29 protein-coding genes are annotated in these 26,189 nt (G+C 35.1%); 10 read left to right on the top strand and 19 right to left on the bottom strand.

From position 1 onward, the window contains the following. Nucleotides 1–82: 82 nt before the first annotated feature. The 12 genes from FHP04_RS13585 to FHP04_RS13535 form a co-directional block, all read right to left on the bottom strand. Nucleotides 83–559, bottom strand: coding sequence for a hypothetical protein (locus tag FHP04_RS13585; protein WP_139856683.1), 477 nt, complete (start codon nucleotides 557–559; stop codon nucleotides 83–85). 6 nt (nucleotides 560–565) lie between these two features. Beyond that, on the bottom strand, nucleotides 566–1,471 hold the full coding sequence (locus tag FHP04_RS13580; protein WP_317129571.1) for a GYDIA family GHMP kinase: 906 nt from the start codon (nucleotides 1,469–1,471) through the stop codon (nucleotides 566–568). Between the two features lie 21 nt (nucleotides 1,472–1,492). After that, nucleotides 1,493–2,806 (bottom strand): hydroxymethylglutaryl-CoA reductase, degradative, encoded by a 1,314-nt coding sequence (locus FHP04_RS13575; RefSeq protein ID WP_139856682.1) that lies wholly within the window; start codon nucleotides 2,804–2,806, stop codon nucleotides 1,493–1,495. Between the two features lie 157 nt (nucleotides 2,807–2,963). Continuing rightward, nucleotides 2,964–3,089, bottom strand: a complete 126-nt coding sequence (locus FHP04_RS13570; RefSeq protein ID WP_139856681.1) for a 30S ribosomal protein THX — start codon at nucleotides 3,087–3,089, stop codon at nucleotides 2,964–2,966. A gap of 50 nt (nucleotides 3,090–3,139) precedes the next feature. Next, nucleotides 3,140–3,268, bottom strand: a complete 129-nt coding sequence (locus tag FHP04_RS14790) for a hypothetical protein (RefSeq protein ID WP_260402650.1) — start codon at nucleotides 3,266–3,268, stop codon at nucleotides 3,140–3,142. Nucleotides 3,269–3,346: 78 nt separating this feature from the next. Next, nucleotides 3,347–4,135: a tryptophan synthase subunit alpha gene (gene trpA, locus FHP04_RS13565; RefSeq protein ID WP_139856680.1), complete on the bottom strand. Its 789-nt coding sequence runs from the start codon at nucleotides 4,133–4,135 to the stop codon at nucleotides 3,347–3,349. Nucleotides 4,136–4,170: 35 nt separating this feature from the next. Continuing rightward, on the bottom strand, nucleotides 4,171–5,352 hold the full coding sequence (gene trpB, locus FHP04_RS13560) for a tryptophan synthase subunit beta (protein ID WP_139856679.1): 1,182 nt from the start codon (nucleotides 5,350–5,352) through the stop codon (nucleotides 4,171–4,173). Further along, nucleotides 5,342–5,938, bottom strand: coding sequence for a phosphoribosylanthranilate isomerase (locus FHP04_RS13555; RefSeq protein ID WP_139856678.1), 597 nt, complete (start codon nucleotides 5,936–5,938; stop codon nucleotides 5,342–5,344). The genes trpB and FHP04_RS13555 overlap by 11 nt, the downstream gene beginning before the upstream one ends. A 62-nt stretch (nucleotides 5,939–6,000) precedes the next feature. Then, nucleotides 6,001–6,780 (bottom strand): indole-3-glycerol phosphate synthase TrpC, encoded by a 780-nt coding sequence (gene trpC / locus FHP04_RS13550; protein WP_139856677.1) that lies wholly within the window; start codon nucleotides 6,778–6,780, stop codon nucleotides 6,001–6,003. A 91-nt stretch (nucleotides 6,781–6,871) separates the two neighbouring features. Beyond that, nucleotides 6,872–7,864, bottom strand: a complete 993-nt coding sequence (gene trpD, locus FHP04_RS13545) for an anthranilate phosphoribosyltransferase (protein WP_139856676.1) — start codon at nucleotides 7,862–7,864, stop codon at nucleotides 6,872–6,874. 1 nt (nucleotide 7,865) lies between these two features. Continuing rightward, nucleotides 7,866–8,432, bottom strand: a complete 567-nt coding sequence (locus tag FHP04_RS13540) for an anthranilate synthase component II (protein ID WP_139856675.1) — start codon at nucleotides 8,430–8,432, stop codon at nucleotides 7,866–7,868. Between the two features lie 62 nt (nucleotides 8,433–8,494). Continuing rightward, nucleotides 8,495–9,892 carry an anthranilate synthase component I family protein gene (locus tag FHP04_RS13535; RefSeq protein ID WP_139856674.1) on the bottom strand — a complete coding sequence of 466 codons (1,398 nt, stop codon included), beginning with the start codon at nucleotides 9,890–9,892 and terminating at the stop codon, nucleotides 8,495–8,497. 321 nt (nucleotides 9,893–10,213) lie between these two features. On the opposite strand from FHP04_RS13535, the gene FHP04_RS13530 reads away from it, so the two are divergent. The 4 genes from FHP04_RS13530 to ctlX all read left to right on the top strand — a co-directional run bounded on the left by FHP04_RS13530 (nucleotide 10,214) and on the right by ctlX (nucleotide 12,539). Further along, nucleotides 10,214–10,525 (top strand): rhodanese-like domain-containing protein, encoded by a 312-nt coding sequence (locus FHP04_RS13530; protein WP_139856673.1) that lies wholly within the window; start codon nucleotides 10,214–10,216, stop codon nucleotides 10,523–10,525. A 10-nt stretch (nucleotides 10,526–10,535) separates the two neighbouring features. Continuing rightward, nucleotides 10,536–10,931, top strand: a complete 396-nt coding sequence (locus FHP04_RS13525) for a rhodanese-like domain-containing protein (RefSeq protein ID WP_246051438.1) — start codon at nucleotides 10,536–10,538, stop codon at nucleotides 10,929–10,931. Nucleotides 10,932–11,058: 127 nt separating this feature from the next. Next, nucleotides 11,059–11,436 carry a hypothetical protein gene (locus FHP04_RS13520; protein WP_139856672.1) on the top strand — a complete coding sequence of 126 codons (378 nt, stop codon included), beginning with the start codon at nucleotides 11,059–11,061 and terminating at the stop codon, nucleotides 11,434–11,436. Between the two features lie 200 nt (nucleotides 11,437–11,636). Beyond that, entirely contained in the window at nucleotides 11,637–12,539 is a 903-nt protein-coding gene (gene ctlX / locus FHP04_RS13515; protein ID WP_139856685.1) for a citrulline utilization hydrolase CtlX, read from the top strand. Between the two features lies 1 nt (nucleotide 12,540). Here ctlX and FHP04_RS13510 read toward each other — a convergent pair whose 3' ends face one another. Then, complete coding sequence (locus FHP04_RS13510; RefSeq protein WP_139856671.1) at nucleotides 12,541–13,974, bottom strand: SDR family oxidoreductase; 1,434 nt, start codon at nucleotides 13,972–13,974, stop codon at nucleotides 12,541–12,543. 123 nt (nucleotides 13,975–14,097) lie between these two features. On the opposite strand from FHP04_RS13510, the gene FHP04_RS13505 reads away from it, so the two are divergent. Continuing rightward, a complete protein-coding gene (locus tag FHP04_RS13505) occupies nucleotides 14,098–14,304 on the top strand; it encodes a hypothetical protein (protein WP_139856670.1) in 207 nt (68 codons plus the stop codon). Between the two features lie 3 nt (nucleotides 14,305–14,307). Here FHP04_RS13505 and FHP04_RS13500 read toward each other — a convergent pair whose 3' ends face one another. Further along, nucleotides 14,308–14,940, bottom strand: coding sequence for a MarC family NAAT transporter (locus tag FHP04_RS13500; protein WP_139856669.1), 633 nt, complete (start codon nucleotides 14,938–14,940; stop codon nucleotides 14,308–14,310). A gap of 183 nt (nucleotides 14,941–15,123) precedes the next feature. Here FHP04_RS13500 and argS point away from each other — a divergent pair, with 183 nt between their 5' ends. After that, a complete protein-coding gene (gene argS / locus FHP04_RS13495; protein ID WP_139856668.1) occupies nucleotides 15,124–16,899 on the top strand; it encodes an arginine--tRNA ligase in 1,776 nt (591 codons plus the stop codon). Nucleotides 16,900–16,984: 85 nt separating this feature from the next. Here argS and FHP04_RS13490 read toward each other — a convergent pair whose 3' ends face one another. The 4 genes from FHP04_RS13490 to FHP04_RS13475 form a co-directional block, all read right to left on the bottom strand. Continuing rightward, nucleotides 16,985–17,632: a carbonic anhydrase gene (locus FHP04_RS13490; RefSeq protein ID WP_139856667.1), complete on the bottom strand. Its 648-nt coding sequence runs from the start codon at nucleotides 17,630–17,632 to the stop codon at nucleotides 16,985–16,987. Nucleotides 17,633–17,706: 74 nt separating this feature from the next. Beyond that, nucleotides 17,707–18,309 carry a C40 family peptidase gene (locus tag FHP04_RS13485; RefSeq protein ID WP_139856666.1) on the bottom strand — a complete coding sequence of 201 codons (603 nt, stop codon included), beginning with the start codon at nucleotides 18,307–18,309 and terminating at the stop codon, nucleotides 17,707–17,709. Between the two features lie 43 nt (nucleotides 18,310–18,352). Continuing rightward, nucleotides 18,353–19,471, bottom strand: a complete 1,119-nt coding sequence (gene lpxB / locus FHP04_RS13480; RefSeq protein ID WP_139856665.1) for a lipid-A-disaccharide synthase — start codon at nucleotides 19,469–19,471, stop codon at nucleotides 18,353–18,355. Nucleotides 19,472–19,545: 74 nt separating this feature from the next. Continuing rightward, a complete protein-coding gene (locus FHP04_RS13475; protein WP_139856664.1) occupies nucleotides 19,546–20,526 on the bottom strand; it encodes a D-alanine--D-alanine ligase in 981 nt (326 codons plus the stop codon). A gap of 219 nt (nucleotides 20,527–20,745) precedes the next feature. Between FHP04_RS13475 and FHP04_RS13470 the strand changes: the two genes are divergently transcribed. Further along, entirely contained in the window at nucleotides 20,746–21,381 is a 636-nt protein-coding gene (locus tag FHP04_RS13470; RefSeq protein WP_139856663.1) for a PASTA domain-containing protein, read from the top strand. Continuing rightward, nucleotides 21,368–22,414, top strand: a complete 1,047-nt coding sequence (locus tag FHP04_RS13465) for an RluA family pseudouridine synthase (protein ID WP_139856662.1) — start codon at nucleotides 21,368–21,370, stop codon at nucleotides 22,412–22,414. The genes FHP04_RS13470 and FHP04_RS13465 overlap by 14 nt, the downstream gene beginning before the upstream one ends. 90 nt (nucleotides 22,415–22,504) lie before the next feature. On the opposite strand, the gene FHP04_RS13460 is transcribed toward FHP04_RS13465, so the two are convergent. Continuing rightward, nucleotides 22,505–24,262: a T9SS type A sorting domain-containing protein gene (locus FHP04_RS13460; protein ID WP_139856661.1), complete on the bottom strand. Its 1,758-nt coding sequence runs from the start codon at nucleotides 24,260–24,262 to the stop codon at nucleotides 22,505–22,507. Between the two features lie 129 nt (nucleotides 24,263–24,391). Between FHP04_RS13460 and FHP04_RS13455 the strand changes: the two genes are divergently transcribed. Together FHP04_RS13455 and FHP04_RS13450 are read left to right on the top strand one after the other, a co-directional pair. Continuing rightward, nucleotides 24,392–24,901 (top strand): endonuclease domain-containing protein, encoded by a 510-nt coding sequence (locus FHP04_RS13455; protein WP_317129570.1) that lies wholly within the window; start codon nucleotides 24,392–24,394, stop codon nucleotides 24,899–24,901. A gap of 250 nt (nucleotides 24,902–25,151) precedes the next feature. Next, nucleotides 25,152–25,526 (top strand): endonuclease domain-containing protein, encoded by a 375-nt coding sequence (locus FHP04_RS13450; protein WP_139856660.1) that lies wholly within the window; start codon nucleotides 25,152–25,154, stop codon nucleotides 25,524–25,526. Nucleotides 25,527–26,189 lie beyond the last annotated feature (663 nt).

The raw sequence follows: 26,189 nt of genomic DNA, 5'->3' as shown, positions 1-26,189 counted from the left end.
TCAGGCAGGATAAGTTTCAGTAGGTCTAGATAATTGTCCAAAGCTTTGTTTTAAAAAACAAAAATCAGAATTCTATTTCAATTCACACACAACTTTTGAGAATGATCCATATAGCTACAAACTCCTCGATAGTAACCAAATTGTCTATTGTAAATAATACATCACTATTGTAACTGGAATTGCCATTGTAAACTTTTCCGTCTCTTATAGTAAGGATGACATCACTTGAGTAATTAGAGTTTTTCTTATATAGCTTCCCATCCTTGATATTCATCAAGATGTCGCTTGAGTAGTTAGAGTTTCCTTTATAGACCTTTCCTTCCTTTACGGTAAATAGAACATCACTTGAGTAATTGGAGTTATTCTTGTACACTTTATTTCCAGAAACTTTACAAAGAATTTCGCTCGAATAATTTGAGTTTTTCTTATAAACTTTTCCATCCTTAAGATTACAAATAATATCGCTACCGTAATTGGAATTTCCTGAATAAACTTTTGTTTGTGAATTTGATGTACCGACAGAAAGCAGTGTAAAAACGGCAATTATTATATGTTTCATACAGATTTAGGATTTAATCATATCTGCAAAAGATACGATTTTTTTAAATCCTTTTTCTCTAAAATACTCCATTTCTGTTTTGTTTCCCGTAGCTAAAACAAAATCGCCGCCCCAAGCGCCTAAGCTTTTTACGGTGCCTGAAAAATCACCAAATAACTTTGACTTAACCGTAGGAAGATTTATTATTTCTGAAATAATTTGCTCGTGTTTATTCATCAAGCTTTCAAATTCCTCAAGTGAACTGCAAACTAAAAGTGAATTTGTAATCTCCGAAATTCTCTTAATTGTTGCTTTAGTGACAGTCGCTTTCTTAAATCTTGAAATCCCTTGCTTACTGTCTTGTTTTTGATTCAGATAAACAAAAAATATCGAATCGGTGAAATCCCAAGGAAGATGTGCTTTATTTATTTCGGGAATTTCATTGTTTAACCTATATACTATAGGAGTGTCGTTTTGAGCCGCTGCAATATCGTATCCGCTGCCTCCAAAACTATTTTTAAGTAATTGAAATGCATCAACATTGGCCCATTGGGCAATGTTGTTTATTAAAGTAGAAGAGGTGCCTAGGCCCCAATTACGAGGAAAATCGAGTGTTGTAGAAACGTGAAGTCCTGTGTCTTTTAAAAGAAATTCAGGATTTAAACTTCTAGCCTCAAGTAGAATGTTTGATAAAGTTTTAGAAATGGGGTTATCCGCATTTTTACTTTTTAAGCTTTTTAAGTCGAAGATGTCTGAAAACCAAATAGCGCCTTTTTCATCATAGCTTTCCCAATGAAGCCCCTTGATTTCTGAAAGTTCAATTTTTAAACTTTGTCCATAAGCTGTTGGAATCGCTAAAGCAGAAGCCCCACTAAGAACGACATATTCTCCTGTGAGTAGTAATTTACCGTTGCTATGAAAGTTATTAATCAATTTTCTATTCTTCTAAAATCCTCATCTTCTCAAATCATTCAAAAATGCTTCTACCGAACTATGGGAAACGGCATTTTCTTTAAAATACACTAAGGCTTTATTCTTTTCATCCTTAGTAGCCTGCATTTGATTCATAATATTCATCAAGTGCATTTTCATATGTCCTTTTTGAATTCCTGTAGTAACTAATGAACGTACTGCAGCAAAATTTTGAGCTAAGCCAGCAACTGCAATTATCTTCATCAATTCTTTAGCATCTGGTTTTTGTAGGATTTCAAAAGCAAGCTTAGTTAAAGGGTGAAGGGAAGTTAACCCTCCAATAGTTCCAATTGCTAAAGGTAATTCAATCCAAAAAGTGAAAGTATCGTCTTCAATTTTTGCGTGAGTTAAGCTTCCGTAGTAGTTGTTTTTTGCAGCATAGGCGTGAACTCCAGCTTCAACAGCACGGAAATCGTTTCCAGTAGCCAAAACCACTGCATCTATCCCATTCATTATACCCTTGTTGTGTGTAACTGCTCGTCTTGTTTCCGTTTTTGCTATTTCAATAGCTCTTACAAACTTTTCAGCAAACTGTTTCCCATCGTGGTGTTTTGTTGTAAGTTCATCTACTTTACAGCTTACTTCAGCTCGAACTAAACATTCAGGTACATAGTTGGAGAGTATGCTCATTACAACCTCTGGAAAGATTTCTTCTTTTTGAAAGAGCTCATAGTGTCGCGCCTCTTCTTCAAAAACCTGAGCCATTTTCTCTAAACAACTATTAATGAAATTAGCTCCCATGGCATCCAAGGTTTCAAAAGTAGCGTGGATGTAAAAGTAGCCATCCAGGATATGCGACTTATCAATTAAAGAAAGTTCTAAAAGTCCGCCACCACGAGCTTTCATATTTTTCTCGATAGACTGAATACTAGTGCGGAGTTTAGGCTTAACTTCTTCAAAAAACGCTTCAATGTTTTTTTCGTCTCCATAGAAATTTAAATGAACTTGGCCGTTCTTTTCTGTAGAAATTACTTCAGCTTTAAATCCGCCACGTTCCAACCAAAATTTAGCGGCATTACTAGCTGCAGCCACAACGGAGCTTTCCTCAATAACCATTGGTAAGGCGTACAATTTATCATTGATTAAAAAATTGGGAGCAATACCAAATGGGAGGTAATAGTTTGAAAGTGTGTTTTCAATAAAATCGTCGTGAAGTTGCTGTAAAGAAGCATCTTCATTCCAGTAATCTTTTAAAATTTGAATGGAATTTGGATTGTTTTGCAGATAATTTTCTGCTAACCATTCAATTTTTTCGGCTTTGGTTTTTTTAGAAAATCCAGAAACGGGCTGATTCATTTACTTAAATATGAGTTCGCTGCAAAGATAGTATTTCGACTTAGTTTCTTAGGAATCATTTAAAAAAGAAAAGGTATTTAGAACAAACTTGTCGTTCTAAATACCTTAAAGATTTACAAAATGTCACAATCAGAGTTTCCCTGATGGGATTTTACTCTTATTTTACTTGTGTACCTTTAGTAGGCATACTCCTAATTTTGAACTTTTTGCGCTTTGGCCTCAATTTTCCAAAAGAGCCAATATTAATTTTTCCGCGTTTGGTTTTTTTGTCTCCTTTTCCCATATTCTAAATTATCTTTTTAGTTGCATAAACGTTGTAAGCCTGACAATACTTTAATTTTTATTTTGTTGTTTTTTGATTGTCTTCTTGTCAATATCAAACTCATTGTTTTCGCGCTTTGTCTTCCCAGTTGGGTTGGTTGGATTCTTTTGCTCTTTTTTTCTTTCAAATTTCTTTTCCATAATCTCTCTGTTTTTTGATTTACCACCAAATTACAGAAATCTGAGTACAAATTATATTAAACTCTTGCTAAATAATGGTTAAACCTCACGGATAGAGGCTATAAAGTTTGAAATTCCACTTTTACCATCCCTAGCAAGTGTTTTTATAAAAGCACTACCAATTATAGCGCCTTTAGTTTTTGAAGTTGCCTGTTTAAAAGTAGTAGCATCCTTGATTCCGAATCCTACAATTAGAGGGTTTTTTAGCTGCATGGAAGCCACACGACTGAAGTAATTCTCTTGATTTTCATCAAATCCATCCGAATTCCCCGTAACACTTGAGCTACTCACTAAGTAGATAAATCCATCGGAAGCTGTATCGATTTGCCTAATGCGATCATCAGAAGTTTGGGGTGTGACTAAAAATACGTTTATCAAATTGTATTTTTTAAAAATTTCGTGGTAATGCTCTTTGTATTCCGACAGGGGAAGGTCGGGAAGAATTAGGCCGTCGATGCCTACTTCTGCACATTTTTTACAAAAACCTTCAATTCCATATTGCAGAATAGGATTAAAATACCCCATAATTATTAGTGGAATTGAAACAGTTTTTCGCACATCTTTCAGTTGTTGAAAAAGAATTTCGGTAGTCATTCCATTCTTTAAAGCTAGTTGTGAACTTTCTTGAATAGTGGGGCCGTCTGCCAAAGGATCGCTAAAAGGCAAACCGATTTCAACCATATCGACACCGTTTTTCTCCAATTGCTGAAGAATTTCAACAGTATCATCCAATTTTGGATAACCAGCAGTGAAATAGATTGATAGTAGTTTTCCTGCCTTGCCGGCATGCTGTTTTTTTTCTGAAAGTTTATTTTGAATTCTATTCATAGCTAAAAATTAAACCAAAATAGGTCTAGATTTATTTAGAGATTGAAATATTTTATAAAAGTGTCAAGGTCCTTATCACCTCGGCCACTTAAATTCACAACAACCACATCATTTTTTTTGAATTTTCTCATTTCAAAAATTGCAAGAGCGTGACTGCTTTCTATTGCGGGAATAATACCTTCTAGTTTGCACAATTCAAGACCTGCTTTCATCGCTTTATCATCGGTAATTGAGATAAATTCTCCTCGGCCCGAAGTAAATAGATTTGCGTGCATTGGGCCGACTCCAGGATAATCTAAACCAGCAGAAATGGAGTAGGGCTCTGTTATTTGTCCGTCTGCGGTTTGCATTAATAGCGTTTTACTACCGTGAATAATTCCCACTTTCCCTAATGCTGAAGTTGCAGCACTTTCACCACTATCAATGCCTTTTCCAGCGGCTTCTACAGCAATAAGTCCTACGTCTAGATTGTCTAAATAATGGTAAAATGCTCCTGCAGCGTTACTTCCACCGCCAACGCAAGCCGCAACAAAGTCTGGGTTTTCGCGATCTTCTTTTTCACATAGCTGTGTTTTTATTTCTTCAGAAATTACACTTTGAAATCTCGCGACCATATCTGGATATGGATGTGGCCCTACAACACTTCCTATAATATAGTGTGTATCAACAGGGTTGTTAATCCAATCGCGAATGGCTTCGTTGGTAGCATCTTTTAATGTTTTACTTCCACTTGTTGCTGGAACCACTTTTGCGCCAAGCATTTTCATTCTAGCAACGTTTGGGGCTTGACGTTTTATGTCAACTTCTCCCATAAAAATAATACATTCTAACCCCATTAAAGCGCAAACGGTAGCTGTTGCAACTCCGTGCTGACCCGCACCTGTTTCAGCGATAATACGAGTTTTACCTAGTCGCTTTGCCATTAAAATCTGCCCGATGGTGTTGTTTACTTTATGAGCTCCTGTATGACAAAGATCTTCGCGTTTTAAATAAATTTTGGTGTTGTATTTTTCTGAAAGACGTTTTGCAAAATAGAGTGGAGTAGGGCGTCCTACATATTCTTTTAGCAATTGGCGAAATTCTTTTTGAAAAGATTCCTCGCCCATAACTTTTAAATAATTCTGCCTAAGCTCTTCCACATTTGGATAAAGCATTTCTGGAATATAAGCACCGCCAAAATCGCCGTAATACCCTTTTTCGTTTACGTTATAATTCATTTTTGAACCTTTTTAAATCTTCAATATTTTTCAAGCCTGGTTTAGCTTCTAATCTGCTGTTTACATCTATTGCGTAAATTGGGAGGTCGGTTTGAAGAAGCTCTTTTAGCGATTCGATTTCATCCAAACCAATGCCACCACTTAAAATGAAAGGTTTTTTAAGTGTATAGTCTTTCAATATCTCCCAATTGAAAGTGTAGCCGTTTCCTCCTTTTTCCTTTCCTTTTGTGTCGAAAAGAAATTTATCTACTGTGTTTTCATAATTTGATAATTCACTAAAGTCGAATTTATCATCAAGACTAAAAGCTTTCCAAACAAGTGTGTCTGAAAACTCAAGATTAGATTGTAAATCCCTTACATACGCATTGCTTTCGTTACCGTGAAGCTGGATTATATCTAAAGCATGTTTTTTAGTCAATTCAATAACTTTTGAAATGTTTTCATCTACAAAAACACCAACTTTCTTAACGCCTGCAGGCAGTTGTGGGATTTCTTCCGCATTGAAAAATCGCGGACTTTTATCATAAAAGATGAAGCCCAAATAATCTGGTTGAAGTTTTGCTACTTCAGCGATGTTGTGTTTCATGCCGCAGATTTTCAACTTAACATTCATAGGTATATTTTGATATACCTTGCAGGTTTTAAAACCTACAAGGAGCTTATAAAAAGTTTAGCAGTTTCTCCAGGGTTTTCGGTTTTCATAAAGTTTTCACCTATTAAAAATCCTTGAAATCCATAAGTTTTTAGTTCTGAAATGGTTTCAATATCGCTAATTCCGCTTTCAGAAACTTTTACAAAATCATCGGGTATATGTTCCGATAATTTTTTACTCGTTTCTATATTTACTTTAAAGTTTTTTAGATTTCGGTTGTTTACGCCAATCATATCTACACTGGGTAATAATGATTTTTCGAGTTCTTCTAAATTGTGAACTTCCAACAACACTTCGAGATTTAAAGATTTTGCTAGATGGGAATACTGTTTCAACTCTTCAGAAGAAAGACAAGCAGCAATCAATAATATCGCATCTGCTCCGTAGGCTTTTGATTCGTATATTTGATAAGGATCAATTATAAATTCTTTTCTTAAAATTGGGATTGAAGTATGCTTTTCAGCAACCAATAAATCATCTAACGAACCTCCAAAAAAGTTAGAATCTGTCAACACTGAAATCCCTTTAGCTCCAGCTTCTTCATAACCCGTAACTACTTCGTGGATTAAAACTTTATCATTAATAACCGATTTGCTAGGGGAGCGACGCTTGTGTTCGGCAATAATTCCCGTAGTTGAAATCTGTAAAATCTCAGCTAAAGACTTCGTTTCTTTTTTAAACAATGGAAACCTCTCCAATAAACGCGTTGGAATTGCGTCCTTCTTGGCAGCAACTTCTTTTAGCTTGTAAGCTGTTATTTTATCTAAGATCGTCATTTTATTTATGATTAAGTTTTCAGTTTGACTTCAGATTTGGGTTATTTGAAAAATTTTTAATCGCTTTTAAGCAGGTGTTTATTTAAGGTTTTTATTTAGAAAGTTCTTGTAATTTTCTTATTGAATTCAAAGCTTTTCCAGATTGCAGTGATTCTTTAGCTTTTTCAAAACCTTGTAGAATTGTACAATTCTCAACAACTGAAATTGCCATTCCTGCATTTGCACAAACTACATTGTTTTGAGCTTCGGTACCTTTGCCGTTTAAAATATTCTGAAAGATTTCGGCCGATTCTTTTACCGTTTTGCCTCCATAGATTTCTGATTCCTGAATTTTATTCACTCCAAAATTTTCAGCATTTATGAAACCTTCAGAATTTTTTGAAATTATCTTAGTGGGTCCTGTTAACGAAATTTCATCGTAACCATCAATTGCGTGTAAAACAGCATAATTCTTTTCACTTTTTTGATAGAGATAACCATAGATTCTTGCCATTTCTAAATCGAAAACTCCAACTAATTGATTTTTTGGATTCACAGGATTTACCATGGGGCCGAGCATATTAAAGAAGGTTTTTACGCCTAACTCTCTGCGAATGGGAGCAACATTTTTCATTGCAGGATGAAATAATGGAGCGTGTAAAACGCAAATTCCCGCTTTATCTAAACAGCGCTTTAAGTTGTCTTCATTATTTGTAAAATTAATTCCTAGAGCTTCCATTACATTACTACTTCCGCTAACCGAGGATACACCATAATTTCCGTGTTTTGTGACCTTTACTCCAGCCCCAGCAGTAACAAACGACGCTAAGGTTGAAATGTTAAACGTGTTTTTTCCGTCGCCTCCAGTGCCGCATAAATCTATAGTGTTGTAATCGCTAAAATCTATCGACAAACAAAGATCTAGTAAAGCATCACGAAACCCTTCTAACTCTTCAAGGCATACATTTCGCATCATATAAACCGTTAAGAAAGCAGCTATCTGACTGTGATTGTATTTGCCTTCTGAAATATTTACTAAGACAGCTCTAGCCTCTTCTTTTTCAAGATGCTCGTGATTAATCAATCTGTTTAGAATTTGTTTCATATTAGCTTTCAATCCAATTTTTTACAATCTGTTTTCCCATTGGGGTAAGTACGCTTTCAGGGTGAAACTGAACTCCACAAACATCATATACTTTATGACGTAGCGACATTATTTGTCCGTTTTCATCCAAAGAAGTAACCTCTAAAACTTCAGGAAAACCTTCTTTTGAAACAACCCAACTATGATATCGTCCTATTTCAAATTCTTTATCCAATCCTTTAAAAAGGGGTTCGTCGGCTTTTACAATGGTAGCAGTGGTAGCAACTCCATGAAAAACTTTGCTTAAGTTTTCTAATGTTCCGCCAAACACTTCGCCAATTGCTTGTTGCCCCAAACAAACGCCTAGTATTGGTTTTGAAGAGGCGTACTTCTGAATTACTTCCTTCAGCAAACCTGCTTCGTCGGGAATCCCTGGCCCCGGTGAAAGCAAAATTTTATCGTAATCCTCAACTTCTTCTATGTAAAACTTATCGTTGCGTTTAATAGTTACTTCGCAATCTAATTCCTCTAAATAGTGGACTAAATTGTAAACGAAACTGTCGTAATTATCTATTACTAATATTTTCATTTTAAACTTGATCTATTCATTTAAATTATTTTTATACCTAATAGGCTAGAACCATTTTTAAGTTAGATGGATTCTGCTAATTCCAATGCTTTTGTTAGTGCGCCTAATTTATTATAAACCTCTTGTAGTTCATTTTCTTCATTACTTTCAGAAACAACTCCAGCTCCAGCTTGATAATGTAAAGTGTGGTTTTTACTCACGAAAGAGCGGATGATAATGGCGTGATTAAAGTTACCGTTAAAATCCATAAACCCTATGGCACCTCCGTAAAATTCACGGCTTCTGTTTTCATATTTTTCTAGCAACTGCAAGGCTTTGTGTTTTGGAGCACCACTTAAAGTTCCTGCAGGAAATGTGTCTGCCACAATCTGCATTGTGGGTGTATTCGTGTTTTTTGTTGCAGTAACTTTACTTACTAAATGTATAACGTGTGAGAAAAACTGAACTTCGCGATAGGTTTCAATTTTTACATTAGAGCCGTGACGACTTAAATCGTTACGCGCTAAATCAACAAGCATAACGTGTTCGCTATTTTCTTTTTTGTCTTTGGAAAGCTTTCTTGCCAATTCAGCATCTTGTTCGTCGTTTCCAGTACGTTTAAATGTTCCTGCAATTGGATGAATTTCGGCTGTATTTCCCTTAACAATCAACTGAGCTTCTGGAGAACTTCCAAAGATTTTGAAGTTCCCATAATCAAAATAGAAAAGATATGGTGATGGATTCACACTGCGTAAAGCTCTATAAACATTAAAATCATCTCCGGTAAATTTTTGCGAAAATCGTTTACTCGGCACGATTTGAAAAACATCTCCGCGTTGGCAATGTTCTTTACACTTTTGCACTAGTGCCTTAAAATCTTCATCATCGATATTAGTGGTTCGCGCGCCACTTGTTTTAAATGAATATTCCGCAAAACTCTTCGATTTTAATATTTGTTCAATTTCGGCAATGTTGTTTTCAGTATTATAAGTGTGCGTAAAAATATAAGCTTCGTTATTGAAATGATTGATGGCTATTATGTTTTGATATACCGCGTAATAAATATCAGGGATACCAAGGTTCTCTTCTTTTTTTGTGAGTTTAATGTCTTCAAAATAACGAACTGCATCAAAAGCCATATACCCAAAAAGCCCATTATTTATGAATTTATAGTCGTTAGATTCTGAAGTAAAAGAAGAAGCAAATTCATCGATTATTAAAGGTAGTGAGGTGTTTTGATTAATCTTAACACTAGTATTTTTTCCATCTGGAAAATGCTGAGAAATAGTTTCGTTTTCAACTTTTATTGAAGCAATAGGGTTGAAGCATATATACGTGAAACTATTGTCGTTGGCGTGATAATCACTGCTTTCAAGCAAAAGACTATTCGGGAATTTATCGCGTAGACGTAGGTAAATAGACACTGGGGTTAGCGTGTCTGAAAGTAACTTTTTTGAATATGTTTTTAACTTGTATTTCATAAGTCTTCGTTTCAATTCTATTCAACGATGGTTTGTATTTTATTTATTATAATTTTTTTGCGGCTTAGTTGAGCCAAATCCAAAAAAAAAGGCTTGTCGTGAATGACAAGCCTTTTTGTATATAATTTATACCATAGGTGTTTCGCTCACGACGTTTTCCGTAAGTTATTCCACCACCAAGTATTTATTGTAATTGTGTTCATAATTTGAAAGTTTAAAGATAGAAAGATTTTTAGAAAAATTGCATTTCAACTTATTAATATTTGAAATTTTGTTTTGCTTAGTACATATTGCTTAATTTTACCAAAAAAATATTTTACTATGGCAGATCTTACACAAGAAGAATGGGCTGAACAACTCAAAAATGACGATAAAGGAGTGATAATTGACGTTCGTACGGACGCAGAATTTGAAGAAGGTCATATTCCTGAAGCAAAACAAATTGATATATACAACGGAGCCGAATTCCTTAAACAAGCTAAAGAATTAGATCCTGAAAAAAACTATTACGTATACTGCCGTTCTGGAGGTAGAAGCGCTCAAGCTTGTATGTTGTTAAACTCTGTTGGAGTAAAAAACGCATATAATCTTAAAGGTGGTATCACAGAGTGGGAAGGCGAAGTTGTTGAATAAAGACATCATTATGAAAAATATTATAACCCTATTCGGACTTACAATGCTATTGCTTTTTACTGCGTGTAAAGACAAAACTGTAGCCCAAGAAGTAAGCGTAATTGCGCCACAGGAATTTGAAATGGCTATTTCAAAGAACAAAGTACAACTATTAGACGTTCGTACTTCTGAAGAATTTGAAGCTGGACATATTGCAAATGCTGTGAATATCGATGTTTTACAAGATGATTTTACAAGTAAAATAAAAGACTTAGATCCCAAAGAACCAGTTTATCTTTATTGCCGCAGCGGAAGAAGAAGCGAAAAAGCCTCAACAATTCTTAAAGGTTTAGGGTTTGAAGAAATTTATGATTTAAAAGGCGGATTCCTTAATTGGGAAAGTGAAGGACTTGAGGTTGAAAAGTAATTTCTTTCATAATTTTTTTAACTAACTGAATGCCTAGGCGTTAAACTGACGCCAAATTGCTATTTAAGCATATATCTTTTTACGAAACCTTCGTATCTTCATTGTATTGATTAAAAATACAGTATATATGGAGAGAGATAAGAAGCTAATTTTAAATGAAATAAAAGCTTTAATTAGTAAGAGTTGTAAATTTGAAAATATGCCAAATGAGAGATTTCAAAATTTCCACAAAGACTTTTTTAAATTCTCATTTGAGGCGGTAAATGTAAAAATAGATTACGAAGCGAAACAGATTTTTACGTCAAACGCTAAGCCTCTTACTACAGACCCAGTTCGACTTTTTGATATGAATACTGCCTTAGCAGATAAGCTGTCATATACCGATTTAGAAGAAACATTATTAGGCTGTCTTAAAACCGGACATTTGCAAAACCATAGATATGAACTTTTTCTTCAAGAATATGGCGGTAATCCTTTTGATGATTCTGAGTTTTTATGTGCTTAAGCATTGATTTACATTTCATTTACAACGGCCTATTTCTTTAGCTAAATTCACAATAAAAATTAGATTTATTTCTCTGTTTTGATTTCCGTTTAACTAATTAATTTACATTCTTAAAACCGTTTTTTATCTGTTTAATTTCACTTAAATTTGCAGCCTAAAATTTTATTCAATTGGCAAAACAAATTACAGATACAATCTTAATGATTCGCCCAGTAGCGTTTAGGATGAACGAAGAAACGGCGGTTAATAATTTTTTCCAGGAGGACTTAGCACTAAAAAATGCTGAAATTAATGCAAATGCTCAATTCGAATTTGATGCATTTGTAGAGAAATTACGCGCAAGAGGTGTTCAGGTAATTGTGGAAAATGATATTAAAGAAATGGATACTCCAGACTCTATCTTTCCAAACAATTGGATTAGTTTTCACCAAAATGGAGATATAGGTTTATATCCTATGTTTGCTGAAAATAGACGTCGTGAAAGAAGAGAAGAGATTTTGGAGCGTCTAGAAAAAGAGGGATTTGTAATTAATAATGTATACGATTATACATCTGCAGAAGATGAAGGTATTTTCCTTGAGGGAACAGGTAATTTATTGCTTGATCGTGTGAATAAGAAAGCATACTGTGCTCTTTCTCCACGTGCTCACGAGGAGTTATTGATTGAGTTTTGTGAAGACTTTGAATATACGCCAGTAATCTTCACAGCAAATCAAACCGTGGATGGTAAACGATTGCCAATTTACCATACAAATGTAATGATGTGTCTAGGAGAAGACTTTTGTGTTATCTGCTTAGATACCATCGACGATGCCAAAGAAAAGAAAAACGTACTTCACCATTTAAAAGAAGATGGTAAAAAAGTAATTGCTATTACTGAAGAACAGATGCATCATTTCGCAGGGAATATGCTGCAAGTTCAAGGTAAGGATAAAAAGTACTTAGTAATGAGTACTGCGGCGCATAAAAGCTTGACCAAAGAGCAAGTTTCAGAAATTGAAAAGCATTGTGAGATTTTAAGTAGCGAACTTACTACCATTGAAACTTGTGGAGGTGGAAGTGCTCGCTGTATGATGGCTGAAGTTTTTCTTCCAAAAGAATAAGCTAAGTTTTCGGCTGAGTTTTACTAATATTGCGAATCATTCCATCAAAAATAAAATAGTGGAACGGAAGCATTGCATACCAATATAACCTTCCCCAAATACCTTTGGGCCTAAAGGTTGCCGTTTGTATAAGCTCATTTTTTTCGTTGATGCAAAACTCTAACCAAGCTTCACCAGGTAGTTTCATTTCGGCAAATAGAAGTAATCTTTTGTTTTCTTTATCGGCATAAAGTACACGCCAAAAATCTAAAGCATCTCCCGTGTTAATCCTTTTTGGGTCGGTACGTCCTCGGCGTAACCCTACACCACCAAATAAGCGATCTGCGAAACCGCGTATTTTCCAGAGATAATTTCCGTAATACCAGCCATTTTCGCCGCCGATAGCCCAAATATTGTCTAAAACCATTTCGGGGTTTTCTACTTCAACCACTTTTTCATCTTTTAAACACCCGTATTTTGGAACCTGAATATATTGTTTCAAATTTGTGATTCTTCCAGCTACTAACGAATCTTTCCAACTCGATACTACAAGATTCTGTTCGATTTTTTCAAAAGCTTTTTTAATTGCTTCTTCATAAGATATCGGCTGAATGTTTAAAATTTCTTGAAGATTATTGTCGTTAGCAACAACTTCCATCTTCATGCTATCAACTAGGTTTACGGCTAACTTATATGAAGTGGAGGTTACAAAATACAACCAATAAGAAGAGAGTCTTGGAGACATAATGGGAACTGGAATAATCCAAAGTTTTAAACCTCGAATCTTGGAATATTTCATCAGCATTTCTTTGTAAGTTAAAATGTCTGGCCCTCCAATATCAAAAGATTTATTGAAACATTTATCATTATCTAAAACCCCGTATAAAAAGTTGATTACATCGCGAATTGCAATAGGTTGTATTCTTGTTTTTAACCATTTTGGTGCAATCATTACAGGTAGCTTCTCGCATAAGTCTCTTATAATTTCAAAAGAAGAGCTGCCGCTTCCGACCACTATTCCTGCACGTAGTACCGTTAAATTATAATTTCCTTTGTAAAGTATTTCTTCTACCTTTTTTCTTGAAGAGAGATGTTTAGATAATTCTTCTTGATTTACAATTCCACTTAAATATATCACCTGCTTAACAGAAGTAGTAGCCATATATTTATTAAAGTTAATTGCCGACCGCGCTTCCATTTCGTCAAAATCTGTAGTGGAGCTACTCATTGAGTGAATTAAGTAGTAAGCAGCATCAATATCTTTTGGAAAATCGTCTGTGTTTACCTCTTCAGCAAAATCTACTTCAACAACTGATACTTTTTTTGTGGTTTCAGGATCTAAAGGAAGTCTATTTTTATCTCGGACGGCGCAAATTACTTCGTGACCGTTTTGTAGAAGTTCGGGTAGTAATCGCATGCCAATATATCCATTGGCTCCAGTTAGTAGTATTTTCAAAGGTTCTAGTTTTATTTAAAAGTAATTGAAAATAATTAAAGCTATGCTAATTTGTAGTTAACATATTAGGCATTTATAAGTAATATCCTATCTTTAAGAATTCAACCAAACAAATATCTTTCTATGAAAATTTTAAAAGTAGCCCTTCTTGTTATTGGAGTAGCTCTAATAATTATTGGTCTTTACAATGCATTTGTTCCTCAATCTGTTCTAGAACTAGGCCCTTTAGAGGTTAATGCAAAAGAAGGTTTGTCTAATCAAACTTTAGGGATGATAGGTATAGGTGTATTAGCACTTGTGGGCGGAGCACTGTTGAAGAATAGGAGTTAAACTTTAGTTGTATATAGTTTTCAAAGTTGAAATAACTGCGGAACTGATATATTCTACACCAATTGAAATTACAATAAATCCTACTATTCTGGAGATAGCATTAATTCCTGAAGCTCCTAATATTTTACTTATATAGTGCGAGCTTCTTAAAATAAGTAGCGTAGCGATACCAACGGCTATTACTGCGAGGATAACGAATGCCATTTCACTCCATCCTTGGTATTCCTGATTAAAAGTAATTAATAATGAAATTGATCCAGGACCTGCAAGCATTGGTATTGCTAGAGGTGTAAGCGAGAATTTTTCACGCTTGTCTAAATCCTTTTTAACGCGCTTGTTTTTCATTCCCTTGTGTTTGGAAAAACTCCCTGTTAACAAGGCAAATCCAGAGGTTACGATTATCATTCCCCCAGCAATTCGCAAAGCGTTTAAACTTATTCCGAAAAAGTCTAATAAATAGGTTCCTGCAAAAAATGAAATTATTAAAATCACAACCACATTAACGGAAGTTAATAATGCAGTTTGATTGCGTTCTCGATTTGTCTCTTCAGTAGTTAAGCCAACAAATATTGGAACAGTGCCTAAGGGATTTATAACCGAAAAAAGTGCTGCAAATACGTATAAAAAAATGTCCATAGTTTTTTCTGCAAAGGACGCACGGCTTCTCGACTTAGACTTTACCAGAAGTTTAAATAAAGGTTAAGTGATAGGTTTGAAAATTTCAGAAATATCAATTCGGATTTAAGGTTTCAAAAAAGTATCTTTGCCGATTAACTCTAAGGCATTAGCGAAAGAGTTTTCCACTTTATATTCGATGTTATGACACTCCAAGAAACCCTTGAAATTAAAATTAAAGAAGCAGTTAAAAGCATTTATGACGCTGAACTTCCATCGGTAGAATTACAGCCAACACGTAAAGATTTTGAAGGCGATATTACCGCAGTTGTATTTCCTATGCTTCGGGTGGTTAAAGGTAATCCTGTACAAATTGGTGAATCCATCGGTAATTATTTAGTTGAAAATGTTGAAGAAATTGAAAAATTCAACGTTGTTCAAGGATTCTTGAATATAGTTTTAAGTGATTCGTATTATCTGAATTTCTTTAATTCAGTGACCGATTTTTCAACTTACGGAAAAGTGCCGCAAGGAAGTGAAGCTTTGATGGTTGAATATTCTTCACCAAACACAAACAAGCCTTTGCACTTAGGACATGTTAGAAATGTTTTACTTGGATATTCAGTTGCTGAAATTGAAAAGGCTGCAGGAAAAAAAGTATATAAAACTCAAATTATCAACGACCGTGGGATTCATATTTGTAAAAGTATGCTCGCTTGGGAGAAGTTTGGAAATGGTGAAACTCCAGAGTCTACCAATTTAAAAGGCGATAAGTTAGTTGGTAACTACTATGTAAAATTCGATCAAGAATACAAGAAGGAAATTGTAGCTTTAAAAGCTGAAGGTAAAACTGAAGATGAAGCTAAAGCACAAGCCCCACTTATGCTAGAAGCACAAAATATGCTTAGAAAATGGGAAGCAGGTGATAAGGAAACTGTGGACTTGTGGACTAAGATGAATGGTTGGGTTTACGAAGGTTTTGAGGAAACTTATAAATCTATTGGTGTAGATTTCGATTTCTATTACTACGAAAGTGATACTTATTTATTAGGAAAAGATATTATAGATGAAGGTCTTAAAAAGGGCGTTTTCTTTAAGAAAGATGACGGCTCTGTTTGGTGCGATTTAACCGAAGATGGCCTTGACGAAAAACTTGTTTTAAGAAGTGACGGTACTGCGGTGTATATGACTCAGGATTTAGGAACAGCAGTACAACGTGTAAAAGATCATCAAGATGTAGGTGGGATGATTTACACTGTAGGAAATGAACAAGACTACCATTTTAAGGTATTGTTTTTAATCCTTAAAAAACTTGGTTATAAATGGGCAGAAAACCTGTTTCACTTAAGTTACGGTATGGTGGATCTTCCATCTGGTAAAATGAAAAGTAGAGAAGGAACCGTAGTTGATGCGGATGATTTAATTGCTCAAATGACAGCCACTGCTCGCGAGATTTCTGAAGAACTAGGGAAAATCGACGAGTTTTCTGATGAAGAAAAAGAAGCGCTATACAGAACTATTGGTCTAGGAGCTTTAAAGTATTACATACTTAAAGTTGACCCGAAAAAGCGAATTTTATTCAATCCAGAGGAAAGTGTAGATTTCCAAGGAAATACAGGTCCTTTTATTCAATATACTTACGCTAGGATTCAGTCTATTTTGCGAAAAGCGGCTTCTACTTCAAAGAGCGTAGACTCTTCCGAAGTGACAATGCATCCAAAAGAGAAAGAGCTGATAAAAATAATTAAGCAATATCCTGAAGCAATTCAGTTGGCAGCTCAAAACTATAGCCCAGCACTTATTGCAAACTACACCTACGACTTGGTGAAGGAATTTAATAGTTTTTACCAAAACGTGCCAATTTTAGCAACAGACAATGAAGTTGAAAAAGCTTTCCGTGTAAAGCTTTCTGCAGCAGTTGGAGAAGTTATAAAAAGTGCGTTTGCGCTATTAGGTATTCAAGTGCCAGAAAGAATGTAATCTTGAATTAATAAAGAAATGCTTCCGTCTATTTAATAGGGGAGGTGTAAAAAAAAGCCGCTTCATTTTGTTGAAGCGGCTTTTTTTATTTTAACTTAATTTCATCTTTATCTAAATGATAAATCTCCATAATTCCTTCTAGAACTTTTTCGAAATCGATATTCAGGTCAATAAGTTTTCCTGTTCCTATATCCATTACCCATCCGTGTACAGACAATCTTCCTTGACGAACAGCAATTTGTACATCGGCTGTTTTAATAACGTTTACACACTGTTCTTGAACATTAAGTTCTACCAGGCGTCTGTATTTTTCTTCTTCACAACCTATTTCATTAAGTTCATCGCGATGTATGCGGTAAACATCTCTAATATTTCTAAGCCAAGGATTTAATATTCCTAGGTCTTTAGACTCCATAGCAGCTTTTACACCTCCACAGCCATAATGACCACAGATAACAATATTTTTTACTTTTAAAACACTTACAGCGTAATCAATTACACTCATCGCGCTTAAGTCTAAATTGGATACCATGTTGGAAATGTTTCGCATAACAAAAACATCTCCAGGCTTAACACCCATAACCTCTTCTGCAGTAACCCTGCTATCGCTACAACCTATATAAAGAATATCAGGATTTTGTCCATTAGCTAGGTTTTTGAAATAATCTGGATCTACTCCTAGTTTTTTGTTAACCCAGTTTTGGTTGTTTTTAAATATTTGCTCAATGTCCATTTATTTCTGTTATTATATTTTGTGGTAAAAATAATTTTAAATTGTTTTTAACTAAAAGTAATGGCGATGTTTTTTTAAATTTCTAACACTCTCCTAAACGAAACAAATGCCTTTTTCCAATAAGCTTCATTTAATGAGGATATTATAACTCCTGCGCTCGTTGAAGAATGGATAAATTTTATTTCTCCATCTATTGCTTCAACTATTATACCTACGTGGTTAATTGTGTTTCGACGGCTGGTTTTAAAGAATACTAAATCTCCTTCTTCAACTTCATCTTTTGTAACAGGAATGCCTTTGGTTGCCATATCTCGAGAAATCCTTGGCAAGCTGATATTTTCTTTTTCAAATGCTACACATACCAATCCTGAGCAGTCCATTCCAGCTTCGGTAGTACCTCCAAACTTATAGCGCGTTCCTTCAAAAGTTTTGGCGTAGCTTATAATTTTATGCTTAATAGCTTCTAATTTCTCCTTAGCACTATCTAGGAAAGCTTCCTCTTCAGGTTCCTCAATAGTTAATGCATTACTTTTCTGAACTGTAATATTCTTTATGGGCTTCTTCTTATTCAAGTTAACTTTACTTGTTTCATTAACCGGGTAGATAGAAGTATTTCGTGTAGTACCACACGATACTAGAAACAATGTGAAAAATGATAGCAACAGTATTTTTTTCATTTCAAGAATATAGTGGGTTAGCCCTTAAAATTAGTAAAAATTTCTAGTTAAGCTTTATAGAAGAGGTAATTAGTTTGGCGGTGTTTTCACTAGCACCTCTCCCGCCAAGAGTTTTTTCAAGTTCATAATAGTCCAAAAACATCGCATTTCGTTTTTTTGGCTCTAATATTTTAGTGAGTTCTTCTTTTAAACGTTTGGTATTAAAGTCGGTTTGAATTAATTCTGTAACAACTTCTCTGTCTAGAATTAGGTTTACTAACGAAATGTATTTAAGGTTTATTACACGCTTTGCAATTTCGTAGGAAATTCTTCCGCCTTTATAGCAGACTACCTGAGGTACTTTAAATAGTGCTGTCTCTAACGTTGCTGTTCCAGAGGTTACTAATGCTGCATTTGCAATACTTAAAAGTTCGTAGGTTTTGTTGGTGATAAAATGAACATTCTTAGTGGTTAAGAACGATTCATAAAACGATTTTTCCTGACTTGGAGCTCCGGCAATAACAAATTGATACTCTTTAAATTCTTTAGCCACAGAAATCATTATTTCCAGCATTTTGGTGATTTCTTGCTTTCTGCTTCCCGGTAATAGCGCAATTATAGGGCGTTCGTCAAGTTTATTTTCTTTTTTAAAGGCTTGAGGGTCAATTTGTTTTTGATTGTAAATTGCATCAATAAGAGGATGACCTACAAAATGAACTGGAAAATTGTGTTTGTTTTCGTAGAAATCTTTTTCAAAAGGAAGAATAACATACATTTCATCAACATCGCGTTTAATGTCTTTAATTCGACCTTCTTTCCAAGCCCAAATTTGTGGTGAAATATAATAATGTGTTTTGTAGCCTTTTTGCCTTGCCCATTTTGCTATTCGAAGATTAAAACCAGGATAGTCAATAAAAATTATAACATCAGGATTAAAACTTTCAATGTCCTGTTTGCAGAATTTTATATTCTTCAGAATAGTTCGCAAATTCATTAACACTTCAGTAAACCCCATAAAAGCAAGGTCGCGATAGTGTTTTACTTCGGTCCCCCCAGTAGCCTTCATTAAATCCCCACCCCAAAAACGGAAATTCGCATCGGAATCCTCTTTTTGAATGGCTTTCATTAGGTTGGCACCGTGTAAATCTCCTGATGCTTCTCCTGCTATGAGGTAGTATTTCATTGTTTATAGGTTTGGCTGAATCTTTAAACTGTAAAAAGAAAAGTCGATTTTTCAATCACATTAGTTAAGATTCATCAATTTATTACATTCTGAATTAATATATCGAAAAATTGTGTTAGTGTCATTCCTGCTTCACGTACTTGTTTAGGAACAATACTTTCGGTGGATAGCCCTGGATTGGTATTGGTTTCTATAAAATAGGGTTTCCCTTTTTCTATAATAAACTCACTACGTGCAATACCTTTCATTTTTAGCAATTTGTATATGCGAACTGCTTCTTTTTTTACGACATCAGTTTCCCTATCTGAAATTCTAGCTGGGGTGATTTCTTGCGATTGGCCAAGATACTTGGCCTCATAGTCGAAAAATTCATTTTCACTTACAATTTCAGTGACTGGGAGCGCAATTATTTCATTGCCATCCTTATAAACTCCAACCGAAACTTCAACGCCAACCAAGGCGGTTTCGATGATTATCTCAGTGTCTTCTGAAAATGCCTTTTCTATAGCAGGTAAAATTTCGGACATTTCGTTTACTTTACTAATTCCGAAGCTAGAGCCAGAACGGTTCGGTTTTACGAAACAAGGTAGGCCGGTAATTCTAACAATTTCTTCTACGTTGATATCTGTTCCTTTATTAACGTAGTATGAGTTAGCACAAAGCACTCCAAAATTCTTTAAAACAGAAAGACAATCTCGCTTGTTGAAACTAAGGGCGGCTTGATAATAATCTGCACTGGTATGTGGAATTCCAAGTAAGTCCCAATATGCTTGTAAATACCCATCTTCTCCAGGGGTACCGTGAATGGTGTTAAAAACAGCGTCAGGAACAATTGAAGTTTCTGAACCATTATCAAAACTGAAATCAGCTTTGTTTACAGGATATTTTGTGCCATTTTCGGCAACATAATACCATCCCGATTCCAAAATATGGATTGGATAAACGTTGTATTTATTTTTATCGAGTGACTCGCAAACCACTCCGCCACTTTTAATGGATATTTCAAATTCGCTTGAATATCCGCCCATGGCAACTGCAATATTTTTTTTGCCCATAAAGAAAGATTACTATTCCACTAAAACCATTATCATAAAGGGTGGAAATCTACGTTTACAAAAGTATTAAAAAGTTAGTCTTGTATGTTATGCGAATCAAGTTATATCTATAAAAAGCTATTAAAAATTGATTTTGATTTCATTTCCCAATTAAATTTAATTTTAACCAAAAGATACTACCTTTGATTTTTATATTTTTGTGTCTTAACTAAGAAGCATATGACCTTTTTTCAGTTTTTGTTTACCAAAGCATTTGTCAAGCAGTTACTACTAGCAGTAGTGGTTTTAATAGCTTTGATATTCTTAACTTTATGGTGGTTGAAATTCACCACTAACCACAACGAAACTACCGAAGTTCCAAATCTTGCTAAAATGTCTTTAGATAAGGTTGAGGAAAAGTTAGACGAAATGAGTTTGCGTTACGAAATTTTAGACTCTGCAAATTACAACCCCGATTTTCCGAGGTATTCTGTAATTGAGCAAATACCTAAGCCTGGTAAATTTGTAAAAGAAAACAGGAAATTATACTTAACACTTAATCCCTCAGGATATAGAAAAATTGAAGTTCCAAACATTTTAGGAAGAACCCGTCGTCAAGCAGAACCTACACTCTTAGCAATGGGTTTTGAAATTGGTAAGATTAGCTATCGTCCACATATTAGTGATAACGTTTTGGAAATGCGTTTTAACGGTGAGAAATTAGAGCCAGGTACTAAAATTCAAAAAACATCTGTGATAGATTTAATAGTCGGAGATCAATCATTAAATAAAATCCAGACTGAAGGCGAAGAATCTTCTGAAGAAAATCAAGATACGCCAATAGAAAACATAGAAGAAAACAATGGCGAATTTTAACGAAGAAGAGATAGAAGAAAATGCAGGTAATGATGATCTTTATGAACATTACCGATTTAAAGCTGATAAAGGACAAAATCCATTAAGGGTAGATAAATACCTGATGAACCTTATTGAAAAGGCGACTCGAAACAAAATACAAAAAGCTGCAACTGCAGGAAACATCTATGTTAATGATGTACCTGTGAAATCCAATTACAAAGTAAAAGGAGGCGATATAGTTACTGTATTATTTGAACATCCTCCTTACGAGTTTTTATTAGTACCCGAAGATATTCCCATCGATATAGTTTATGAAGATGACGCTGTACTTGTAGTTAACAAAGAAGCAGGAATGGTAGTACATCCGGGACATGGAAATTATAGCGGAACGCTAATAAATGCGCTTACTTATCATTTTGAAAACCTCCCAAACAACAGTAGTAATCGCCCTGGTTTAGTACACAGAATAGATAAAGACACTAGCGGACTTTTAGTAGTTGCGAAAACTGAAGAAGCTATGACACATCTAGCAAAGCAGTTTTTTGATAAAACTACAGAGCGAGAATATGTTGCTTTGGTTTGGGGTAATGTTGAAGAAGACGAAGGAACTATTGAGGGAAATATAGGGCGCCACCCTAAAAACCGTTTGCAAAATACAGTTTACGAAAATGACGACGAAGAAAAAGGAAAACCAGCTGTTACACATTATAAAGTATTAGAACGTTTAGGTTATGTTACTTTGGTTTCTTGTAGATTAGAAACTGGACGTACACACCAAATAAGAGTGCATATGAAGTACATTGGGCACACACTTTTTAATGATGAACGTTACGGAGGTGAGAAAATATTAAAGGGCACTACATTTTCTAAATACAAGCAATTTGTAGATAACTGTTTTAAAATTCTACCACGTCAAGCCTTACACGCACGAACGCTAGGGTTTGTACACCCAGTTACTGAAGAATTTATGCGTTTTGAGACTCCTATTCCTGAAGACATGGATTTGTGCCTAGAGAAATGGCGCAGCTATTCAAAGAACGTTATAGAGTAGTTTTGAAAGATTAAATTATTCAAACAAATAGAACAAGTCCCTTTTCAGCTAATGAAAAGGGACTTGTTTTTATAGGTGTATTTTAATTGATTATTTCTTCATCCACTTTGCAGTAGAAGTGCTTTTGCCATCAGAAACTTTAACGAAATACAAGCCATTATTAAGGTGTTTTAAATTGTATGTTGAGGTTTTTTCTAGATTTCCTTTTTTAGAGAAAACCAATTTCCCGTCAATGCTGTAAACATTTACTTCAGCATTCTGAATAGCAGTAGGAATTGTAAAACTTAAAATTCCATCTGAAGGATTAGGGAAAACTGAAATTTGTGAAACGGAACTAAAAGTAGAGACTCCAGCAGTGTCATCTAACTTCACTAATCCATCTCGAGTGTTATTTCCTTTGTAACCATTCCTTTTTATGCTTTCAGGATTGTATGGTACATTTAAACTATAAACACTAACAAAAGTTGAATCTACACCACTTCCAAAAGTTTGTGTGTAACTGTTCGCAGTTAAATCTAGTTGTCCGTCATTGTCAACATCTCCTAGAACAACTCCGTTTAGAAAAGTAAATCCTCTTGGTCTTATTGGGAAGCCATCAACTTCACCACTTCCATCCAGAGAGTAGGCGTGAATGTATCCAATACCATCTGCATCAGTCATGGTGCTTGGGAAAACAATGTCTAACACACCATCGTTATTTACATCTGCAATAGAAAGTACACCTTCAGTACCTCCATATTTCTCAAATGGGAAATTAGGCAGGTTGCCGCCGTCTGGGTCTAAGCCATAGATTACTGGTAATTCTTCTCCAGGGGTGCCGCTTGAAATTCTATCAGATAAAAATATTTCAAATGTACCATCGTTATCTACGTCAAGAACTGTTGCTGGAGAATATGTCCATCCGCTAAGTGTAATTGGCCAACCCGCTTTATAGGATCCGTCGTGCTCCATAACGTAAAAGCCAGGTGAGTCTCCGTGATTACTGCCAATTATTTCTAAATCACCATCCTCATCCAGATCAGCTAGAATAGGAGATTGGTAAGAGTATTTTACATTTGGATCTACAACAGGGAAACCTGGAAATATTTGACCTTGATTGTCAAAAATGTACATTCCGCCTGAGGAAGCAGAAATTACTACATCAAGATTTCCATCATTGTCTACGTCTCCAATTGAAGGTGTAAAACCAGGAGTAGCTCCAACTTCAACTGGCCAATTTGCGTTAATTGGCGTTCCGTCCATTTTAAGTGCGTGAATTTTCCCCAAAGTGCTACTTACACGTTCACACGTAATAATATCTAGAGTACCATCATCATCAAGATCTGCAACGGCAGGTGCGTTTATCATCCAATTATTATCAAAATTCAATGGCCAACCAGGAAGATCGTTTCCTTCATTATCTAACAAATAAACTCGACCAGCAAATGGAATACCTCCTGTGTTTACAATGATTTCAACGGTGCCATCATTATCTAAATCTACTACTGTAGGAGGTAGTAAAATGCTGCCGCTTATAGGTTTTTCCCACAAAACCGATCCGTCACCTTTTAGGACATATAATGTGTCCCAAAATCCGTATATTATTTCTTCCACCCCGTCATTATCAACGTCTGCAAGAGTAACACCTCTTGAGTTTTTAAATGTTGGATTAGCTGCTTGGCCAAATCGCCAGAGTAAATCAAATTCTTGGGTTTGTTCAGTATTGTTGTGTTTTTCTGGAAGTATAACTGTTTCTACCGAAATCGTTCCATCTTCATTTAAAGATGCCTTTTTCCCTTGCTGTTGAGCAATAGATGTTGAAACCAACCCTAAAAATAGCGTTGATAATAGTACTAGTCTTTTCTTCATATGATGTTCTTTAGTGATTAGATTTTAAAGTTATTGATAAATGTTGGGTTTGCAAAAAAGCATAAAATTAATTAGTGAACTTATCTATACATTTTTTCAAACAGCGCCTTCCCCTTCTAAATATTTTTTATGAAATCTTCTAAGTTTTTTCCAGGGGAAGGTGTCTTTTTACTTTTGCGTAAAAAGACGGAAGGGGTAAGGGCTGGATGGATTTTAGGATTTACACGTTATTTTATTATTTTTAATGTGCTGAAAAAGAGGGTTATGAGGAAAAAGAAGATACATGATAAACCTGAGATGAGAACTTTTAGGCGTAGGTTGCGTAGTAATGCTACTCCTGCAGAAGCTTTTTTGTGGAAGCATTTACAAAGAAGTCAGCTAGAAGGTAGAAAATTCAGAAGACAACATAGCATTCATAATTATATTGTGGATTTTTATTGTCCTTCGGAAGGATTGATTATTGAACTCGATGGCCAGGTACATATGAACTCCAAAGCTGAAGAATATGACAGAAAACGTGACACTTTTTTAGAAAATATGGGATTTATTGTACTTCGATATGAAAATAAGATGGTATTTGATTTTTTGCCATCAGTTTTAAAGGATATTCGGGATCATTTTAAAGAAAATAGGAAGTAAACCCACCCCGCCCTCCGGGCACCCCTCCTTTTCAGGGTGGGGAACTTTTTTTTTTCACTTGCGTACTTTAATAATGTCATTTACAAAACGTTCCTTCCCCTTCTATATATTTTTAATGAAATGTTCTAGGTTTCTTGTAGGGGAAGGTGTCTTTTTACTTTTGCGTAAAAAGACGGAAGGGGTAAGGGCCGGATGGTTTTTAGGTTTTACACGTTATTTTATTATTTTTAATGTGTTGAAAAACAGGAATATGAGGAAAAGGAAGATACATGATAAACCTGAGTTGAGAACTTTTAGGCGTAGGTTGCGTAGTAATGCTACTCCTGCAGAAGCTTTTTTGTGGAAGCATTTACAAAGAAGTCAGCTAGAAGGTAGAAAATTCAGAAGACAACATAGCATTCATAATTATATTGTGGATTTTTATTGTCCTTCGGAAGGATTGATTATTGAACTCGATGGCCAGGTACATATGAACTCCAAAGCTGAAGAATATGACAGAAAACGTGACACTTTTTTAGAAAATATGGGATTTATTGTACTTCGATATGAAAATAAGATGGTATTTGATTTTTTGCCATCAGTTTTAAAGGATATTCGGGATCATTTTAAAGAAAATAGGAAGTAAACCCACCCCGCCCTCCGGGCACCCCTCCCTTTCAGGGTGGGGAACTTTTTTTTTCACTTGCGTACTTTAATAATGTCATTTACAAAACGTTCCTTCCCCTTCTGTTTTTTTTAATAAAATGTTTTAGGTTTCTTGTAGGGGAAGGTGTCTTTTGGTATTTTGCCAAAAGACGGAAGGGGTGGAGACTAGATTGTTTTTATTTTTTTTTAACGTTTCCCACCCCGCCCATTGGGCAGCTATTCCTTTCAGATTGGGGAGTTTTTCTCATACTTGCGTACACGAATAATTTTTTCAAACAAACAGTTCCTTCCCCTTCTATATATTTTTAATGAAATGTTCTAGGTTTCTTGTAGGGGAAGGTGTCTTTTGGTATTTTGCCAAAAGACGGAAGGGGTGGAGACTAGATTGTTTTTATTTTTTTTTAATGTTTCCCACCCCGCCCATTGGGCAGCTATCCCTTGTAGTTTGGAGAGTTTTACTCATACTTTCATACACGAATAATAATTTTTTATATAAACAGTTCCTTCCCCTTCTGTTTTTTTTAATAAAATGTTCTAAGTTTCTTCTAGGTGAAGGTGTCTTTTGGTATTTTGCCAAAAGACGGAAGGGGTGGAGACTAGATTGTTTTTATTTTTTTTTAATGTTTCCCACCCCGCCCATTGG

Source organism: Aequorivita sinensis, from assembly GCF_006346335.1.
Taxonomy (GTDB): Bacteria; Bacteroidota; Bacteroidia; order Flavobacteriales; family Flavobacteriaceae; genus Aequorivita; species Aequorivita sinensis.
Note: the sequence above shows the minus strand (reverse complement) of the source record. Positions and strands in the feature narration are given on the sequence as shown.

Bases quoted from the DNA above. Each gene is read 5' to 3' on its own strand.
- FHP04_RS13505 (WP_139856670.1), top strand. From the start codon at position 14,098: ATGAAAATTTTAAAAGTAGCCCTTCTTGTTATTGGAGTAGCTCTAATA.
- FHP04_RS13500 (WP_139856669.1), bottom strand. From the start codon at position 14,940: ATGGACATTTTTTTATACGTATTTGCAGCACTTTTTTCGGTTATAAAT.
- FHP04_RS13540 (WP_139856675.1), bottom strand. From the start codon at position 8,432: ATGAAAATATTAGTAATAGATAATTACGACAGTTTCGTTTACAATTTA.
- trpD (WP_139856676.1), bottom strand. From the start codon at position 7,864: ATGAAACAAATTCTAAACAGATTGATTAATCACGAGCATCTTGAAAAA.
- argS (WP_139856668.1), top strand. From the start codon at position 15,124: ATGACACTCCAAGAAACCCTTGAAATTAAAATTAAAGAAGCAGTTAAA.
- FHP04_RS13485 (WP_139856666.1), bottom strand. From the start codon at position 18,309: ATGAAAAAAATACTGTTGCTATCATTTTTCACATTGTTTCTAGTATCG.
- trpA (WP_139856680.1), bottom strand. From the start codon at position 4,135: ATGAATAGAATTCAAAATAAACTTTCAGAAAAAAAACAGCATGCCGGC.
- FHP04_RS13535 (WP_139856674.1), bottom strand. From the start codon at position 9,892: ATGAAATACAAGTTAAAAACATATTCAAAAAAGTTACTTTCAGACACG.
- trpB (WP_139856679.1), bottom strand. From the start codon at position 5,352: ATGAATTATAACGTAAACGAAAAAGGGTATTACGGCGATTTTGGCGGT.
- FHP04_RS13470 (WP_139856663.1), top strand. From the start codon at position 20,746: ATGACCTTTTTTCAGTTTTTGTTTACCAAAGCATTTGTCAAGCAGTTA.
- FHP04_RS13475 (WP_139856664.1), bottom strand. From the start codon at position 20,526: ATGGGCAAAAAAAATATTGCAGTTGCCATGGGCGGATATTCAAGCGAA.
- FHP04_RS13525 (WP_246051438.1), top strand. From the start codon at position 10,536: ATGAAAAATATTATAACCCTATTCGGACTTACAATGCTATTGCTTTTT.
- trpC (WP_139856677.1), bottom strand. From the start codon at position 6,780: ATGACGATCTTAGATAAAATAACAGCTTACAAGCTAAAAGAAGTTGCT.
- lpxB (WP_139856665.1), bottom strand. From the start codon at position 19,471: ATGAAATACTACCTCATAGCAGGAGAAGCATCAGGAGATTTACACGGT.
- FHP04_RS14790 (WP_260402650.1), bottom strand. From the start codon at position 3,268: ATGGAAAAGAAATTTGAAAGAAAAAAAGAGCAAAAGAATCCAACCAAC.
- FHP04_RS13575 (WP_139856682.1), bottom strand. From the start codon at position 2,806: ATGAATCAGCCCGTTTCTGGATTTTCTAAAAAAACCAAAGCCGAAAAA.
- FHP04_RS13530 (WP_139856673.1), top strand. From the start codon at position 10,214: ATGGCAGATCTTACACAAGAAGAATGGGCTGAACAACTCAAAAATGAC.
- FHP04_RS13490 (WP_139856667.1), bottom strand. From the start codon at position 17,632: ATGGACATTGAGCAAATATTTAAAAACAACCAAAACTGGGTTAACAAA.
- FHP04_RS13465 (WP_139856662.1), top strand. From the start codon at position 21,368: ATGGCGAATTTTAACGAAGAAGAGATAGAAGAAAATGCAGGTAATGAT.
- FHP04_RS13585 (WP_139856683.1), bottom strand. From the start codon at position 559: ATGAAACATATAATAATTGCCGTTTTTACACTGCTTTCTGTCGGTACA.
- FHP04_RS13555 (WP_139856678.1), bottom strand. From the start codon at position 5,938: ATGAAACACAACATCGCTGAAGTAGCAAAACTTCAACCAGATTATTTG.
- FHP04_RS13450 (WP_139856660.1), top strand. From the start codon at position 25,152: ATGAGGAAAAGGAAGATACATGATAAACCTGAGTTGAGAACTTTTAGG.
- FHP04_RS13455 (WP_317129570.1), top strand. From the start codon at position 24,392: ATGAAATCTTCTAAGTTTTTTCCAGGGGAAGGTGTCTTTTTACTTTTG.
- ctlX (WP_139856685.1), top strand. From the start codon at position 11,637: ATGATTCGCCCAGTAGCGTTTAGGATGAACGAAGAAACGGCGGTTAAT.
- FHP04_RS13460 (WP_139856661.1), bottom strand. From the start codon at position 24,262: ATGAAGAAAAGACTAGTACTATTATCAACGCTATTTTTAGGGTTGGTT.
- FHP04_RS13520 (WP_139856672.1), top strand. From the start codon at position 11,059: ATGGAGAGAGATAAGAAGCTAATTTTAAATGAAATAAAAGCTTTAATT.
- FHP04_RS13570 (WP_139856681.1), bottom strand. From the start codon at position 3,089: ATGGGAAAAGGAGACAAAAAAACCAAACGCGGAAAAATTAATATTGGC.